The sequence below is a fragment of the Niveispirillum sp. GW835-FHT14G11 genome (assembly GCF_058793615.1).
Window position 1 is genome coordinate 207,762 of sequence record NZ_JBXAFZ010000013.1, and the last position, 15,089, is coordinate 222,850.

13 protein-coding genes are annotated in these 15,089 nt (G+C 67.3%); 5 read left to right on the forward strand and 8 right to left on the reverse strand.

Translation table 11 applies throughout. The features are described from left to right. Window positions 1-2 precede the first annotated feature (2 nt). Both AC1Q7F_RS23335 and AC1Q7F_RS23340 read right to left on the reverse strand, forming a co-directional pair. The gene (locus AC1Q7F_RS23335; protein ID WP_492510950.1) at window positions 3-1,253 is read right to left on the reverse strand and encodes an aminotransferase class I/II-fold pyridoxal phosphate-dependent enzyme; all 1,251 of its coding nucleotides are present in this window, start codon (window positions 1,251-1,253) and stop codon (window positions 3-5) included. A gap of 370 nt (window positions 1,254-1,623) precedes the next feature. Then, window positions 1,624-1,962 carry a P-II family nitrogen regulator gene (locus tag AC1Q7F_RS23340; RefSeq protein WP_094452794.1) on the reverse strand — a complete coding sequence of 113 codons (339 nt, stop codon included), beginning with the start codon at window positions 1,960-1,962 and terminating at the stop codon, window positions 1,624-1,626. Between the two features lie 300 nt (window positions 1,963-2,262). Between AC1Q7F_RS23340 and AC1Q7F_RS23345 the strand changes: the two genes are divergently transcribed. From AC1Q7F_RS23345 to AC1Q7F_RS23365, 5 genes are all read left to right on the forward strand, one after another. Beyond that, a complete protein-coding gene (locus tag AC1Q7F_RS23345; protein WP_492510951.1) occupies window positions 2,263-3,501 on the forward strand; it encodes a UbiH/UbiF/VisC/COQ6 family ubiquinone biosynthesis hydroxylase in 1,239 nt (412 codons plus the stop codon). A gap of 226 nt (window positions 3,502-3,727) precedes the next feature. Then, window positions 3,728-4,630, forward strand: coding sequence for a hypothetical protein (locus AC1Q7F_RS23350; protein WP_492510952.1), 903 nt, complete (start codon window positions 3,728-3,730; stop codon window positions 4,628-4,630). Window positions 4,631-4,802: 172 nt separating this feature from the next. Beyond that, window positions 4,803-5,249, forward strand: coding sequence for a tripartite tricarboxylate transporter TctB family protein (locus AC1Q7F_RS23355; protein ID WP_492510953.1), 447 nt, complete (start codon window positions 4,803-4,805; stop codon window positions 5,247-5,249). Between the two features lie 3 nt (window positions 5,250-5,252). Continuing rightward, window positions 5,253-6,761 carry a tripartite tricarboxylate transporter permease gene (locus AC1Q7F_RS23360; RefSeq protein WP_492510954.1) on the forward strand — a complete coding sequence of 503 codons (1,509 nt, stop codon included), beginning with the start codon at window positions 5,253-5,255 and terminating at the stop codon, window positions 6,759-6,761. A gap of 70 nt (window positions 6,762-6,831) precedes the next feature. Then, a complete protein-coding gene (locus tag AC1Q7F_RS23365; protein WP_492510955.1) occupies window positions 6,832-7,803 on the forward strand; it encodes a tripartite tricarboxylate transporter substrate binding protein BugD in 972 nt (323 codons plus the stop codon). Here AC1Q7F_RS23365 and AC1Q7F_RS23370 read toward each other — a convergent pair. The 6 genes from AC1Q7F_RS23370 to AC1Q7F_RS23395 all read right to left on the reverse strand — a co-directional run bounded on the left by AC1Q7F_RS23370 (window position 7,775) and on the right by AC1Q7F_RS23395 (window position 15,089). After that, complete coding sequence (locus AC1Q7F_RS23370) at window positions 7,775-8,572, reverse strand: substrate-binding periplasmic protein (protein ID WP_492510956.1); 798 nt, start codon at window positions 8,570-8,572, stop codon at window positions 7,775-7,777. The genes AC1Q7F_RS23365 and AC1Q7F_RS23370 overlap by 29 nt on opposite strands. A gap of 31 nt (window positions 8,573-8,603) precedes the next feature. Continuing rightward, window positions 8,604-9,371, reverse strand: a complete 768-nt coding sequence (locus AC1Q7F_RS23375; protein ID WP_492510957.1) for a competence/damage-inducible protein A — start codon at window positions 9,369-9,371, stop codon at window positions 8,604-8,606. A 48-nt stretch (window positions 9,372-9,419) separates the two neighbouring features. Beyond that, window positions 9,420-10,559, reverse strand: coding sequence for a glutamate 5-kinase (proB, locus tag AC1Q7F_RS23380; RefSeq protein WP_492510958.1), 1,140 nt, complete (start codon window positions 10,557-10,559; stop codon window positions 9,420-9,422). A gap of 184 nt (window positions 10,560-10,743) precedes the next feature. Beyond that, window positions 10,744-11,295, reverse strand: a complete 552-nt coding sequence (locus AC1Q7F_RS23385) for a DUF1003 domain-containing protein (protein ID WP_492510959.1) — start codon at window positions 11,293-11,295, stop codon at window positions 10,744-10,746. 21 nt (window positions 11,296-11,316) lie between these two features. Next, window positions 11,317-14,349 (reverse strand): double-strand break repair protein AddB, encoded by a 3,033-nt coding sequence (gene addB, locus AC1Q7F_RS23390; RefSeq protein ID WP_492510960.1) that lies wholly within the window; start codon window positions 14,347-14,349, stop codon window positions 11,317-11,319. After that, the gene (locus tag AC1Q7F_RS23395; RefSeq protein WP_492510961.1) at window positions 14,349-15,089 is read right to left on the reverse strand and encodes a nucleotidyltransferase family protein; all 741 of its coding nucleotides are present in this window, start codon (window positions 15,087-15,089) and stop codon (window positions 14,349-14,351) included. Before AC1Q7F_RS23395 ends, addB begins: the two co-directional genes overlap by 1 nt.

Genomic DNA, 15,089 nt, shown 5'->3' on the forward strand with positions numbered 1-15,089 from the left:
GGTCACGTCAGGATACGGGCCAGCCGTTCCATCGACCGGGCGACATTGTCGGCATCCTGCACCAGCGCGATGCGGATATAGCGGTCGCCGGGATTATGGCCATCGACATGCGGCTGGGTCAGATAGGTGCCGGGCAGCACCTTGATGGCGCCCTCGCGCCAAAGGCGCCGGGTCGCCTCTTCCCCATTGGCGGCGACGCCGGTGACGTCCAGCCACAAGAAGAAGCCGGCATCGGGGCGATAGAAGCCCAACTTGCCTTCCAGCACCGCCTGCGCGGCATCGACATTGGCGCGGTAATAGGCGCGGTTGACCTCGACATGCGCGTCATCGGCCCACAGCGCCGTGGCCGCGTCCAGCACGGGCAGCGGCATGCCGGCCAGGGAATAGGCGCGCAGGCGGGTGAAGCCGGCGATCAGGTCTGGATCACCCACAACGAACCCGGAACGAAGCCCAGCAGCACTGGATCGTTTCGAAAGCGAGTGGAAACTGAGCAGGTTGGACAGCGGCTTGTCGCCGCCCAGCGCCAGGGCGGCATCCAGGCCACCCGCGGGGGGCGTGCCGTGCCACAGCTCGCCATAGCATTCGTCGAAGGCGATGGTGAAACCGTACCGGCGGGCGAGCGTCAGGGCGCGCTTCAGGTAGTCCAGGCTGGCCACCGCACCTTGCGGATTGGCGGGGGTGCAGAGATAGAACAGGGCCGTGCGTTCCCATAGCTCTTCCGGTACCGCATCCAGGTCGGGCAGGTAGCCCGTTTCCCTGGTACCGTCCAGGAACACCGGCTCCGCCCCCGCCATCACGGCCGCACCCTGATAGACGGCGTAGAACGGGTTGGGGATCAGCACCACGGGCCGCCCGCCGGCCTTGCGCGCCGGCACCACCAGCTGGGCCAGCTGATACAGCGCCTCGCGCGTGCCGCAGACGGGCAGAATGGTCTTGTCGGCGGCGATGAACCCGTCTGGCAGGTTGAAGCGGCGGGACAGCCAGCCGGCCACCGATGCCCGGAAGGCGGGCGTGCCGGCTGTGGGCGGATACTTGGCCCAGGCCAAGGGCGCGGATGCCGCCAGGGTGCGGGTCAGGATCGGCGGCGGCTCGTTCTGCGGTTCCCCGATGGTCAGGATGCTGGGCGCGACATTGGCCAGCGGCGTGACATCGGCCAGCAGCGCATGCAGCCGCGGGAACGGATATTCGGACAGGTCGGAAAGCCGGTCGCTGCGGCAGGGCGCCTGGATTTCATTGGCGGCGGCGTCGAACATCTTGGCCCTTGGCGGCTGGCGAAATGGGGTGTCGCCGAATTGTAGCCGCCGCTCCCGCCCGGCACAAGCAACCCATTCGGGGCGGGCGGAGCCGAAGAAGCGCCTTGTTACAAGGGCTTGTGGATAAAGGCTAAGAAAAACGTTGAAAACTCTTGTAAGTCTTTGATGCGAATCAGAAATTTTCCGTGAACGAATCAGGAAAGCCCGTTCGCGGAAGGTTCCGCGAACGGGCCTGGACGCCTGGAAATGCCTGGGTTACCGGTCAACCTGACAGAATAACCGCCCAGGCCACCGACCGGCGGCCCGCGACCATGTGGTCACGTTAGCCCAAGGGCGCGGATGCGCCCGCCCGGCGTTTGAGGGAACAAACTTACAGCGCGTCGCCGTTCTGCTCGCCGGTGCGGATGCGCACGGTCTGCACGACGTCCAGCACGAAGATCTTGCCGTCACCGATGCGGCCGGTATTGGCGGCCTTCTGGATGGCATCGACGACGCCATCCACCAGCTCGTCCGTAACGGCCACTTCCACCTTCACCTTGGGCAGGAAGCTGACGGAATATTCAGCGCCGCGATAAATCTCGGTCTGGCCCTTCTGCCGGCCGAACCCCTTCACCTCCGAGACGGTCAGGCCCTGGATGCCAAGTCCCGTCAGGGCCTCGCGCACCTCGTCCAGCTTGAACGGCTTGATGATGGCCACGACGAGCTTCATTGCGCTCTCCCTTCCTCTGCATGGAAACAGAAACGACTACGGATGCCGGCGCTGGAGCGGGAAGCCCCGGCGCATCGCCATCCTAACTTACAAGAACCGTGCCGCGCGCCATTTCCTAAGGTGTACGCTGCGAAAAATCCGAGCCGGGTCCCCGTGTGGTTAAGAATAGGCGCGCACATGGGCAGATGCTGATTAAAAATTAAGCAACCCCTGCGACGCCACGCCGTCTGGACAGGCGTCAAGGCTTGCTCCAAGCTTCTCAACGCCCAAAAGAGCAGCCAAGTTCCGGGAAACCGCATCATGACCGTGCAGAATGCCGACCACAGGGCCGATATCATCATCGTGGGTGGGGGCCTCTCCGGCCTGACGCTCGCCTGTGCGTTGGGGACGGCCGGCGTTTCCACCCTGGTCATCGACCGCGAGCCGGCGGAAGAGACGCTGCAGCCCGATTTCGACGGCCGTACCACCGCCATCGCCTATGGCGCCGGCACCGTGCTGATGGGGGCGGGTGTCTGGGACCATCTGGATGGCAATGTCGGGCCGATGCTGGATATTCGCGTCACCGACCAGTCATCGCCTCTGTTCCTGCATTATGATCACCGGGAGGTGGGGGATCGCCCCTTCGGCTGGATCATCGAAAACCGGGTGCTGCGTTTCGCGCTCTATCGCCGGCTGAAGGAACTGCCCGCCGTCACGCATCTGGCCCCGGCCACGGTGACCGCCATGGAGCGGGACGCATCGGGCGTGCGCGTCACCCTGGCCGATGGATGCACCATTACCGGGCGTCTGGTAGTGGGGGCCGACGGCAAGAAAAGCTTCTGCCGGGAGCATGCGGGCATCAAGCAGATCGCCTGGTCCTATCAGCAGCACGCCATCGTCTGCACCATCCGCCATGACGGCCCGCATGGCGGTGTGGCGGTGGAACAGTTCCTGCCCACCGGCCCCTTCGCCATGCTGCCCCTGGCCGGCGGCCACCATACCAGCATTGTCTGGACCGAGCCGTCGGATCGCGTCGATTTCTACATGGGCCTGTCCGACGACCGGTTCCGGGAGGAGCTTCAGCTGCGCGTGGGCGACTGGCTGGGCAACGTTACACCCGTGGCCGGGCGTTGGGCCTGGCCGCTGGGCCTGAGCCACGCCGAGCGCTATATCGACACCCGCCTGGCCCTGGTCAGCGAAAGCGCCCATGGCATGCACCCGATCGCCGGCCAGGGCCTGAATGTCGGCATCCGCGATCTGGCGGCCCTGGCGGAGGTGGTGGTGGATGCGCTGCGCGTCGGCCTGGACCCCGGTTCTCCGGACGTGCTGGAGCGATATCAGCGCTGGCGCCGGGTGGACACGGTGACCCTGCTGGCCACCACCGACGCGTTGGTGCGGCTGTTCAGCAATGATATCAAGCCGCTGGCCCATGCCCGCCGTCTGGGCATGGCGGCGATCAACAATTTGGCCCCGCTGAAGCCGGCCAAGAAGTTCTTCATGCAGCACGCCATGGGCATTGTCGGCGAACTGCCGCGTCTGGTGCGGGGCGAAGCGCTGTAACTATATTCACCCCATCGCGAACCACCCGAGAGAGCATCAAAGGCGGGCCGACGCGGCTCACGACCTGTTTGTCGCGCACCTTGTTCTCCCGCCAGCCAAACTTCGGTAAATTGGCTGGTTGAAATCTCCACTGTTTTCCGCTTGTCATAGTCGTGGAAACCTTGTGTGCTAGGCGACATACCTTGGCATGCATATGCCCGGTCAACGGGCGGATGGGAGGATGGGCATGCGGTGGCTGTTGGTGCTGCTGCTGTCAATGACGGGACTGGTCCCGGCGCATGCGTCGGCGGCGGATGACGGTGTGCGCACCTATCGTGTGGAACATAACGCCTCGCCCGCCGGCCATAATGTCCGTTCCTTCTATCTCGACCTGATCGAACAGGTGCTGGCCGATACGACGGCGGAGTTTGGTCCCGCCCGCCTGTCCAAGGTGCCGGAGGATGTGCCCCAGGCGCGTTTATTGGCGCAGCTGGCGCATAATGAACTGGATATGCTCTGGACCACGACCAGTCGCCTGCGGGAAGGGATCGTCACCCCCATCCGCATCCCCCTCGACATGGGGTTGACGGGGCAGCGTGCCCTGGTCATCCGGGCCGACCGCAAGGCGGAATTCGACAAGATCACCAAGCTGGACCAGTTGTCCCATCTGAAGGCCTGCCAGGGGGCCTATTGGCCGGACACGCCCGTGCTGCGCGCGGCCGGGCTGCGGGTGATGGAGTTCGACTGGATCGACATGGCCTATCCCGGCCTCCATGACGGGCGCTGCGACTATCTTCCCCGCGCCATCAATGAGATCGACGGGGAGGTGGCGACCATGGGGGACAAGGGGGTCATCGTCTATGACAGGCTGCTGCTGGTCTATCCGCTGCCCATGTACCTGTTCGTGGCCCCGGGTCAACGGGAACTGGCCAGGCGCATGGAGACGGGCCTGACCCGCATGGCCAGGGAAGGGCGCTTGCGCCGCTTCATGGAAAGGCATCCGTCCACCGCGTCGATCTTCCCGCTGTCGCGGTTCCAGGGCGCCCGCATCTTCAACCTGACCAACCCCGACCTGCCGGCCGCCACCCCGCTGGACGACAAAGACCTGTGGCTGGACATGACGCCGGACACCTCCCGACCAAAGTCTTGATCCCAAAGGCGCATGTTGCGGCCCCAGGGGCTCCGGGTTACTGTTAACCATGGCGCAAAGCTACCACCCGGCAGCCGGTGACACCGGACAAGCGCGGGGGCCAGACAGGGGAGGGACGGACGGATGCGGCGACCCGCGGCCAGTTTCAACCGCAATGCTGGGGAGGGCCGCCATGCGTGTGCGTAGTCCTCAGGATTTCGTGGGCGGCGTCGCCCTCATCCTTCTGTCCATCCTGGCCTTCAGCCAGATCGGGGAGTTGAAGTTCGGCACGGCGTCGCGCATGGGGCCGGGCTATTTCCCCACCGTACTGGCCACGCTGACCGGCCTGATGGGCCTGATCATCGCCGGCCGGTCGCTGGTGCTGGACGGGCCGGGCCTCGACCGGCTGCATTGGCGCCAGGCTCTGCCCATCCTGGGCGCCATCCTGGCCTTCGGTCTGGCCATCCGGCCGCTGGGCCTGGTCATCGCTTCGGCGCTGCTGTTCGGGATCGCGGCCTTCAGTTCCCCCGACACGAAATGGCGCGAACTGCTGGTGGTCAGCGCGGCGCTGATTCTGTTCGCGGTCGGCCTGTTCGTGCTGGCCCTGGGCCTGCCCTTCCCCCTCTGGCCGAGGTTCTGACCCATGGACAATGTGTTTTCCAACCTGGCCATGGGGTTCGGGGCCGCGGCCACGCCCATCAACCTGGGGCTCTGCTTCATGGGGGCGCTGGTCGGCACGCTGATCGGCGTGCTGCCCGGCCTGGGGCCCATCGCCACCATCGCCATCCTGCTGCCCATCACCTTCTATCTGGACCCGCTGGGCGCGCTGATCATGCTGGCCGGCATCTATTACGGCGCCCAGTATGGCGGCAGTACCACGGCTATCCTGGTCAATATGCCGGGTGAGACCTCGTCCGTCGTCACCACGCTGGACGGGCACCAGATGGCGCGCAAGGGCCGGGCCGGGCCGGCGCTGGCCATCGCGGCCCTGGGCTCGTTCTTCGCCGGCTCCGTCGCGACCTTCGTGGTGGCCTTGTTCGGGCCCGTCCTGGCCAAGTTTGCCCAGAATTTCGGGCCGCCGGAATATTTCGCCCTGATGCTGGTGGGCCTGATCGGTGCCACCGTGCTGGCCAGCGGATCGGTGATCAAGGCGGTTTCCATGATCATCGTGGGATTGCTGCTGGGCTGCGTCGGCTCCGACCTGGAGTCAGGCGAACAGCGCCTGACCTTCGGCATTTCAGAGATCGCGGAGGGCATCAATTTCACCACCCTAGCGGTCGGCTTGTTCGGTGTGGCGGAGATTCTGCGCAATCTGGAAAAGACCCAGGATCGAACGGTGCTGGGGGCCAAGATCACCGGCCTGATGCCGACCTGGGCCGATATCAAGCAGAGCTTCCCCGCCGTGCTGCGCGGCACGGGCATCGGTTCCATCCTGGGCATCCTGCCCGGCAACGGTGCCGTCCTGGCGCCCTACGCGTCCTATACCCTGGAGAAGAAAATCTCCAAGACGCCGCAGCGCTTCGGCAAGGGGGCGATCGAGGGGGTGGCCGGGCCGGAAAGTGCCAATAATGCCGGCGCGCAGACCAGTTTCATCCCGCTGCTGACCCTGGGCATCCCGCCCAATGCCGTCATGGCCATGATGGTCGGGGCCATGACCATCCAGGGCATCGTGCCCGGCCCGCAGGTGATGAACGAGAACCCGACCCTGTTCTGGGGCATGATCGCCAGCATGTGGATCGGCAACGCCATGCTGGTCATCATCAACCTGCCGCTGGTCGGCGTCTGGGTCCGCCTGCTGAAGGTGCCTTACCGCATTCTGTTCCCGGCCATCCTGATGTTCTGCTGCATCGGGGTCTATTCCATCAATTCATCGGGGGTGGAGGTGATGCTGGTCGCCCTGTTCGGGGGCATCGGCTATTTCCTGCTGAAACACGGGTTCGAGCCGGCGCCGCTGCTGCTGGCCTTCGTGCTGGGGCCGTTGATGGAGGAGAACCTGCGCCGGTCCTTCCTGATCGCGCGTGGCGACCCGTCCATCTTCGTGACCCGGCCGCTGTCGGCCACCCTGATCGTTATCGCCATCATCCTGGTCGCTATCGTGCTGCTGCCCTCGGTGCGCAAGCGGCGCGAGGAAGTGTTCCATGAGGAGGACTGAACCCTCGCCTATGCCAGTCTGTTTCCGCCTTTGACCTGACGACAACAACGATAAACCGGAGGAAGACACCATGCGCTTCGCATCCATCGCCCTCGCCGCCTCCCTGCTGGTCGGGGCCGGCATGGCCCAGGCCCAGACCTATCCCACCCGGCCCGTCACCATGGTGGTGCCGTTCGCCGCCGGCGGCCCGACCGACACCGTGGCCCGCCTCGTCGCCCAGTCGATGAGCAAGACCCTGGGCCAGCAGGTGATCGTGGAGAATGTCGGCGGCGCCGGCGGCACCATCGGTGCGGCGCGCGTGGCCAAGGCCGATCCCGACGGCTACACCATCCTGCTGCACCATATCGGCCAGGCGACCTCTGCCACGCTCTATCGCAAGCTGCCCTATGACGCGAAGGCTGATTTCGCGCCCGTGGGCCTGGTCACCGACGTGCCGATGACCATCGTCGCCAAGAAGGACTTCCCGGCCAAGGACCTGAAGGAGCTCGTGGCCTATGTGAAGGCCAATCCGGACAAGGTGACCCTGGCCAATGCCGGCGTCGGTGCCGCGTCGCACCTGTGCGGCATGCTGTTCATGCAGGCGCTGGGCACCGCCCTGACCACCGTTCCCTACAAGGGCACAGGTCCCGCCATGAATGATCTGGTCGGCGGTCAGGTCGATCTGATGTGCGACCAGACCACCAACACCACCGGCCAGATCAAGGGCGGGGCCATCAAGGCCTATGCCGTGACCACCGCGACCCGCGTGCCGTCGCTGCCCGACCTGCCCACCACCAAGGAAGCGGGATTGCCCGGCGTGCAGGTCGCCGTCTGGCACGGCATCTATGCGCCCAAGGGCACACCGGATGCCGTGACCAAGAAGCTGTCCGACGCACTGAAAGTGGCGCTGAAGGATGATATGGTGAAGCAGCGCTTCAACGAGCTGGGGACCGAACCGGTGGCCGAGGCGCGCGCCACGCCCAAGGCGCTGGGCGATTATGTGGCGGCCGAGATCGCCCGCTGGAAGCCGGTGATCACGGCGGCGGGGGTTTACGCGGACTGAGATCGACCAAAGGGGGCGGGTTATCATATCCCGCCCCCTTCCAGTAATAGCTGGTCAGACGGGCCAGGTTGCGGTCCATCGACCGCATGCCCACCCGCAATCGCTCCGGTGTATCGTCATCATAGTGCCGGACAGTGCTGAGATAGAGATAAAGCGGCTCGCTCAGCAATTTGAAGAAGGGGCCCACGGATCCCGGTGCGAACCCGCCCTGCTTCAGGTGCCAGCCAAGGGCCAGCGGCGTGCCGATCAACGCATCGAGCCGCCCGCCAATGATCATGGTCAGGCCCAGCGTCAGGTCGCGCAGTTCCACCAGTATGACCGATGATGGCAGCGTTTTCGTCAGGTTATCGCGGTTGTTCCCCCGCAGCAGACCGATCCGGCATCCCGCGAGGTCTGCGGGTGATTGCGGATTGAGGCCGGGCCGGGTGACAACCCCCATGGCCAGATGGCCCAATATCCCCACGGGTTCTGCCAGTCCTTGCAGTTCCGGCAGTTCGAAGAAGGTGATGAGGTCCAGTTGACCCGCCTTCATTCCCATAATCAACCGGATTAGCGGGGCCGGTACGATCTGGATGTCGAGGCCCGAATGGCGGGACAGGTCCCCCATGACCTCCACCGCGACACCCTGTTTCGGATCGTCCGGCAGGTGCCAGGGGGGTGCCTCCATCACACCGCAGGTCAGCCGCCGTCCACCGGCCAGCGCCGGCAAGGCGGGGACCAGAGCGGCCATGGCAGCACCGAGTAGGCGACGGCGTGGCATCAGAAACATGATTATACCCCCTGGCCACTGCCGACCCGTCCTACTGATCCCCGTAACCGTCTGTAATGATCGGATCCCCCCCCAGGGTCCGCAACATTTCCGCCGCCGCTTCCGTCGCCCTTGCCAGCAGATCCGGATCGGTGGCGCGCAGCACCAGGGAGGTTGAAATCTTGCCCTGGCGGAAGGCGGGGTAGGAGCCGATATCGACGGCCGGATAATCGGCGGCGATGGCGCGCAGCGCGTCGGCGAAGGTGCCTTCCGGAATGGCCGACGCCACCGACTTGGTCCGCACCACCGGCCCGCCCACCAGCCGGTCGCCGATACCGGTCAGCATGGCCTGCATGATCTTGGGCACGCCGGCCATGACGAAGACGTTGCCGATCTGGAAGCCGGGCGCGGTGGAGACCGGATTGTCGATCAGGATGGCACCTTCCGGCGTGTTGGCCATGCGCAACCGCGCCTCGTTCAGCATGCCGGTCCCGGCATAATGAGCTTCCAGCCGGCGCACGGCCTCTGGATGGCGGATCAGGGCGACGCCAAAGGCCTTGGCGATGCATTCGGCCGTGATGTCGTCATGCGTCGGCCCGATGCCGCCGGTGGTGAAGACATAGGTGTAGCGGGCGCGCAGCGCGTTGATCGCGGCCACGATCTCAACCTCCTCGTCCGGCACCACCCGCGCTTCCCGGAACCGGATGCCCAGGTTGACCAGATGGTTGGCGATGAAGGCCAGATTGGCATCCTGCGTGCGGCCTGACAGGATCTCGTTGCCGATGATCAGCAAGGCGGCCGTGGGGGCGGTGTCGGTCATGCGTGAGGCTCCGTATCGGGTGCGGGGACTATAGCGCCGGGTGGCCCGTCAGCCCAGGACGAGATCGTCGCGATGCACCATCTCGTCGCGGCCGCGATAGCCCAGCACAGCCTCGATCTCCGCACTGCGCCGCCCGGCGATGGCGCGGGCATCGGGGGCAGCATAGGCCGACAGGCCGCGCCCGACCGTGCGCCCGTCCGGCCCCTGGATCAGCACCAGATCGCCACGCTCGAACTCCCCCTCCACCCCGCGCACGCCGGCTGGCAACAGCGACCCGCCCTTCAGCAGGGCGGCCACCGCACCGGCATCCAGGACCAGCGTGCCCAGTGGCTTCAGCGCCCCGGCGATCCAGCGCTTGCGGGCCGTGCGTGGCTCGGCATTGGGCACGAACCAGGTGGCCAGCGCGCCGCCCTGTTCCACGGGCTGGGCCAGGGCGCCCAGGGGATTGTCACGCTTGCCCATGGCGATGGCCATGCGGCAGCCGGCGGCCAGCGCGATGCGCCCGGCCACGATCTTGGTGACCATGCCGCCGCTGCTGTAACCCGGCGGCGGCTCACCGGCCATGCCCACGATCTCCGGCGTGATCTCCCGCACGATCGGGATGTGCTTGGCGTCGGGGTCCTTGCGCGGATCGGCGGTGTAGAGACCGTCGATATCCGACAGCAGGACCAGCGTGTCGGCGCTGATCATCTGCGCCACGCGGGCGGCCAGCCGGTCATTGTCGCCGAAGCGGATTTCCGCTGTGGCCACCGTGTCATTCTCATTGATGACAGGGACGGCGCCCAGCTTCAGCAGGGTTTCGATGGTGGCGCGGCCGTTCAGGTGGCGGCGGCGGTCTTCGGTATCGTCCAGGGTCAGCAACACCTGGGCCACGGTGATGCCGTGGCGGGCCAGCGTCTCCTGGTACGCGTGCGCCAGCCGGATCTGGCCGGTGGCGGCGGCGGCCTGCTTTTCCTCCAGCCGCAGGGGGCGGCCGACCAGGCCCAGATGCTCGCGCCCGCAGGCCACGGCTCCGGACGTGACGATCACCACCTCCACCCCGCGCGCCCGCAGTGCGGCGACATCATCGGCCACGCTGTCCAGCCAGTCGGTGCGGATGCGGTGGGTGGCGGCATCGACCATCAGGGCCGACCCGATCTTCACGATCAGCCGCCGCGCCGAACCCAGATCCTGCGAACCCACACCCATGGCACCCATCCCGGCAATATCCAGACCCCGCTTATGCTTTTCGGCAAGTGCCGGGGTCAATGCACGAAGGAATATTGCGGCCATGCGCTTGCATGTTCCCTCAGGCGCCGGGCGCCGCCATCCAGCGGCTTGGCTTGCGCGACCACGGGGTCGCGGGCCGGCGGTCGCCGGCCTTGGTGCCTACCTATTGGGCGGCCGCCAGCTTCTCCACCGCCGCGCGCAGCAGGGCCAGTTCCTGCTGCTGCCGGTCCAGCATGCCTTCCACCTGATCGATGCGCAGCCGGTCAAGCTTCTCATGCAGGGCCATGATCTCCAGCTCGGCCTTCAGGTTGATCTCATAGTCCATGTTGGCCTGGGCCCGGTCCTTGGCGGCCTGCCGGTTCTGCGACATCATGATGATGGGTGCCTGCAGCGCCGCCAGGGTGGACAGCATCAGGTTCAGCAGGATGTAAGGATAGGGGTCCCAGGCAAAACCCCAGATGGCGGCGTTCAACCCCATCCAGACCGCCATGCACAGGCCGAAGCCGATGACGAAGGACCAGGACCCGCCGATGCTGGCCACCCGGTCGGACAACCGGTCGCCGAAACCCATCGACGCCTCAAATTCGAAATGGCCATTGCGGGTGATGGCGCGGCGATGGGCGATGCGCGACAGCACACGCCGCTCCCTTTCGCTCAACACCGTTTCACCCCTGGTCAGAAGCTGTTCGGCCAGTTGGCGGATTTCATCGTTCATGGCGGGCACCCTTGCTGCGCGTTACCCCTCCGTCTCGCCCCCGCCGCCGGCCGACCATTCCTTGACGCGGGCCAGGTGGGCATAGTCGGTATATTTGGGCGTCCAGGCGGGGCGCGGCTGGCTATGATAGGGCATGTCGGGATTGTCGAACTGGTGGATCAGGTCCAGCAGCCCTTCGCGTGCCTCCAGCGCCAGCGCCGCCGGATCTTCCTTCAGCACGCGGATGGTGCCGGCCGGGTCGCCGCCGGACAGGCGCCAATATTCCAGCCCATCGACGCGCGCACCCTTCACATGCTCGAACCCGCCCTGTGCCGCGATCAGCGCCTCCAGCGGTAGCTGCGGCGCCTTGCCCAGCTTGACTTCCTTGTCGCCGGGCGGCGTGCCCGTTTTGTAATCGATCAGGACCAGCCCGCCGGTGGGCGTGCGGTCGATGCGGTCGGCCTTGGCCGTCAGGATGAAGTCGCCGGCCGGACCCGCCAGGGTGATGCGTCCCGACACCTCGGTGGCCAGGGGCCGGATGGTGCGGCGGCGTTCCGCCTCCTGCGCCACGAACCAGGCGGCCACCTTCTCGAACCGCGGCCACCAGAAGGCGGCGACGCCCGGCTGGTCCAGCAGATCGCCGAAGGCGCCCCGGCCGATGGACAGCAGTTCGGCCAGCGGGTCGGGCGGCAAGGCGTCGGGATATTGCCGGACGAAGGCATCCAGGGCGGTATGGATGATCTGCCCGCGCTCTGCTGCCCCCGGATCGGCATCGATCGGGTCCAGGGCCGACAGGTCCAGCACCTTGGCGGCATAGATGGCGTAGGGATCGCGCATCCAGGTTTCGATCTGGGTAACGGACAGGCGGCGCGGACGGGCGGCCAGCGGCGGTTTTGGCGCCGGGGCGGAACAGGGCCGCACGCGGGCCGGCCGGTCCAGCGCCTGCCACAATCCGCGCCAATGGCCGGCATTGCCCTCGATCCGGCCGCGCAGCCCCGCCTTGTCCAGCACCGTGTCCAGGCGCAGCAGCCAGCGCGACGGCACGGTGGGCGTGCCCTCCACGCGCTCCGAGCGGGTCAGGTACAGGGTCCTGGCCCCGCAGGATGTCGCAAAATCATGCGCCGCCTGTCCCACCATGCGCTCCGGCGCCGGCAGGCCGAAATCCCGCCGCATTGGGCGCGACATCCAGGGGTCGGGCGGCGGGGCCGGCGGCCAGGTGCCCTCGTTCAACCCCGCCAGGACCATGACGTCGAACTGCTGCAGCCGCGCCTCCATCAGGCCCAGCACATGCAGGCGTGGATGCAGGCCGAAGGTGGAGCGCACGGCACGCCCTGCGATCAGCACCTCCATCAGGCCGGCATAATCCTTGCCGCCCAGGGGGGGATAGCCGTCGGCGGCCTCGCGCAGCTCATCGATGAAGCCGGCCGCCGCCTCCCCGTCCTTGTCGCGCCACAGCCGGTCGGCGCCAGCCTCATCCTCCAGTGCGGCCAGTGCTTCCGCCGCACCCACATGCAGGCGCAGCCAGTCGGAAAGCGGCCGTTCCTCCCCATCCGCGACGGCGGCGGCCAGGTCGCCCAGCGCCGCCTCCAGCCGGTCCACCACCGCCAGCAGATCGTCGCGGATGGCCTGGTTGTTCAGGCGGCGGCGCTTGTCGGCGGCATCCGACGCGACGAAGCGGATGGCCTGGCGCAAGCCCTCCAGCCCCGCCGCCGGACGTGGCCCGCGCAGGATGGCGGTTTCCAGCAGACGCGCCTGGCGCCGCAACTGTCCCGCCGGCCAGCCCGCCCCCGCCATCGGGTGCTTCAGCAGCGACAGCAGCGGGATGGGGGCACCCTGCACCGCCGTATCCATGATCAGGCGCAGATAGGATCCGACCGGCGTCTGGGCCAGGGGGCGGCCGGCGCTGTCATCCACCCGCACGTCCCAGCGGCGCAGTTCGGTGGCCACGCGGCGGGCCAGGTTGCGGTCGGGCGTGACCAGGGCCGCCGTCTGTTCCGGCATCTCCAGGGCCTGGCGCAGGATCAGGGCGATCACGCCCGCCTCCTCCTGCGGGGTGGCGGCATCGATGCGGGTCAGGCCGGACAGCACCGACGGGTCCAGATCGCCCAGGTCGCGCCACGCCTCCGTCGTGCCCGCCGGCCGCAGCGCTTCGGCGATCAGGGCGGTGCGGGCGGGGGGGCAGGAGGGGGTGACGCGGGCGGCCAGGGGCCAGTCGGCCACCTGCGCCCTTGTCACGCCGATGCGGTCGATCAGCTGCTTCAGGCCGAATTGCGGATGGGCGTCGTCCAGCGCGTCCCAGGTCGCGGCATCGCATTCCCGGTCCAGGCCGGGCAGGACGACGCAACCGGTGGGCAGCCGGGCGATGGTGGACAGCAGTTCCGCCGTGGCCGGGATCGACCCGGTGGAACCGGCGGCGATGATCGGGTACGCGGGCGGGGCCGCCCGCAACGCCGCGGCATAGGCCAGCAGGCGGTTGTTGCGCTCCTGCGCCGGGTCCACCGCCCCTTCGGCGGCCAGGATGACCGGCCATTGCTCCACGATGATCGACAGGAAGGACAGCGTCACCTGCCAATGTTCGGCATAATCGGCGGGCACCAGATTGTGCAGCCGGTCGAACCCCACCATCTCCGTCTGTGTCTGGTCCAGCAGCTTGGCCAGTTCACGCGCCAGCCGGGCTGCCTGCGCCCTGGTCTTGGCGAAACGGTCGCCGGCTGCGGCGATGGCGCGGGCCAGCAGCAATTGACGGCGCAACGGGCCGATGGCCGGCGGCAGGTCCAGGCCCCCGGCCTTGCCCGTCACCCCATCCATCATCAAGGACACCTCGTCCCCGTCGACATCGCCCAGCGGCGCCATGCGGGGCAGCAGCACGGGCCGCCCGCCCGACAGGCGCAGGAACGCCTCGCGCAACGATCGCACCGCGCGCGCCGTCGGCAGCAGCACCGTGAACCGGTTCAGGGCCAGCACATCCCCGCCCGCCTGTTCCCACAAACCGGCCGCCAGCGCGTCGACGAAGGGCAGGTTGGGGGCCAGCGTGAAGACGCGGGCGGAAGGGGCGGGTATGGCAGGCCCTTGCATCAGGGCACGACCTCCCGGCTGGCCGGGGCGGCCAGATGGGTATCGACCTGCGGCACGGCGGCCGGGGTGCCGACATGGTACCAGTTGCCCTCATGCCGCACGCCATAGAGCCGGCCCGCTTCTTCCGCCCGCCGCCACAGCAGCAGGTTGGAGAAGGCGCCCGCGGGCGTGTCGGCGAACTGTGCCGCATTCATGATCGACACGCCGGCCATCACGAAGGGTGACACCTCCAGATCCGCGCGGGTGGACAGGCGGCCGTCCGGGTCCATCTGGTAATCGCCGCGCCCGTCATAGCCGATGGCGGTGGCGGTCGGCGTGACCAGCAGCAGACTGTCCATCAGGTCCGGGTTCCAGGCGGCGGCCAGGCGCTTCAGTGTCGGCACCGGCCCGTCCAGCCAGACGATGTCGGCATTGACCACGAAGAACGGTTCATCGCCCAGCAGCGGCAGGGCGTTTTTCACGCCGCCGCCCGTCTCCAGTTGCACATTTTCGCGCGACAGGGTCAGCCGCAGCTTGCGGCGGGGGTTTGCCTCCAGGTGCGCCTCGATCTTGTCGGCCAGCCAATGGGCATTGATCACGGCCTCCTCCACGCCCGCCGCCTCCAGGCGGTCCAGCGCGTGGTCCAGCAGGGTACGGCCGCCCACGGAAATCAGCGGCTTGGGCGTCTCCAAGGTGATCGGGCGCATGCGCAGGCCCAGACCGGCCGCCAGCACCATCGCCCGCTTGGGCATCAACGACAT

Bases quoted from the DNA above. Each gene is read 5' to 3' on its own strand.
- AC1Q7F_RS23335 (WP_492510950.1), bottom strand. From the start codon at position 1,253: ATGTTCGACGCCGCCGCCAATGAAATCCAGGCGCCCTGCCGCAGCGAC.
- AC1Q7F_RS23340 (WP_094452794.1), bottom strand. From the start codon at position 1,962: ATGAAGCTCGTCGTGGCCATCATCAAGCCGTTCAAGCTGGACGAGGTG.
- AC1Q7F_RS23345 (WP_492510951.1), top strand. From the start codon at position 2,263: ATGACCGTGCAGAATGCCGACCACAGGGCCGATATCATCATCGTGGGT.
- AC1Q7F_RS23350 (WP_492510952.1), top strand. From the start codon at position 3,728: ATGCGGTGGCTGTTGGTGCTGCTGCTGTCAATGACGGGACTGGTCCCG.
- AC1Q7F_RS23355 (WP_492510953.1), top strand. From the start codon at position 4,803: ATGCGTGTGCGTAGTCCTCAGGATTTCGTGGGCGGCGTCGCCCTCATC.
- AC1Q7F_RS23360 (WP_492510954.1), top strand. From the start codon at position 5,253: ATGGACAATGTGTTTTCCAACCTGGCCATGGGGTTCGGGGCCGCGGCC.
- AC1Q7F_RS23365 (WP_492510955.1), top strand. From the start codon at position 6,832: ATGCGCTTCGCATCCATCGCCCTCGCCGCCTCCCTGCTGGTCGGGGCC.
- AC1Q7F_RS23370 (WP_492510956.1), bottom strand. From the start codon at position 8,572: ATGTTTCTGATGCCACGCCGTCGCCTACTCGGTGCTGCCATGGCCGCT.
- AC1Q7F_RS23375 (WP_492510957.1), bottom strand. From the start codon at position 9,371: ATGACCGACACCGCCCCCACGGCCGCCTTGCTGATCATCGGCAACGAG.
- proB (WP_492510958.1), bottom strand. From the start codon at position 10,559: ATGGGTGTGGGTTCGCAGGATCTGGGTTCGGCGCGGCGGCTGATCGTG.
- AC1Q7F_RS23385 (WP_492510959.1), bottom strand. From the start codon at position 11,295: ATGAACGATGAAATCCGCCAACTGGCCGAACAGCTTCTGACCAGGGGT.
- addB (WP_492510960.1), bottom strand. From the start codon at position 14,349: ATGCAAGGGCCTGCCATACCCGCCCCTTCCGCCCGCGTCTTCACGCTG.
- AC1Q7F_RS23395 (WP_492510961.1), bottom strand. From the start codon at position 15,089: ATGTCGTTGATGCCCAAGCGGGCGATGGTGCTGGCGGCCGGTCTGGGC.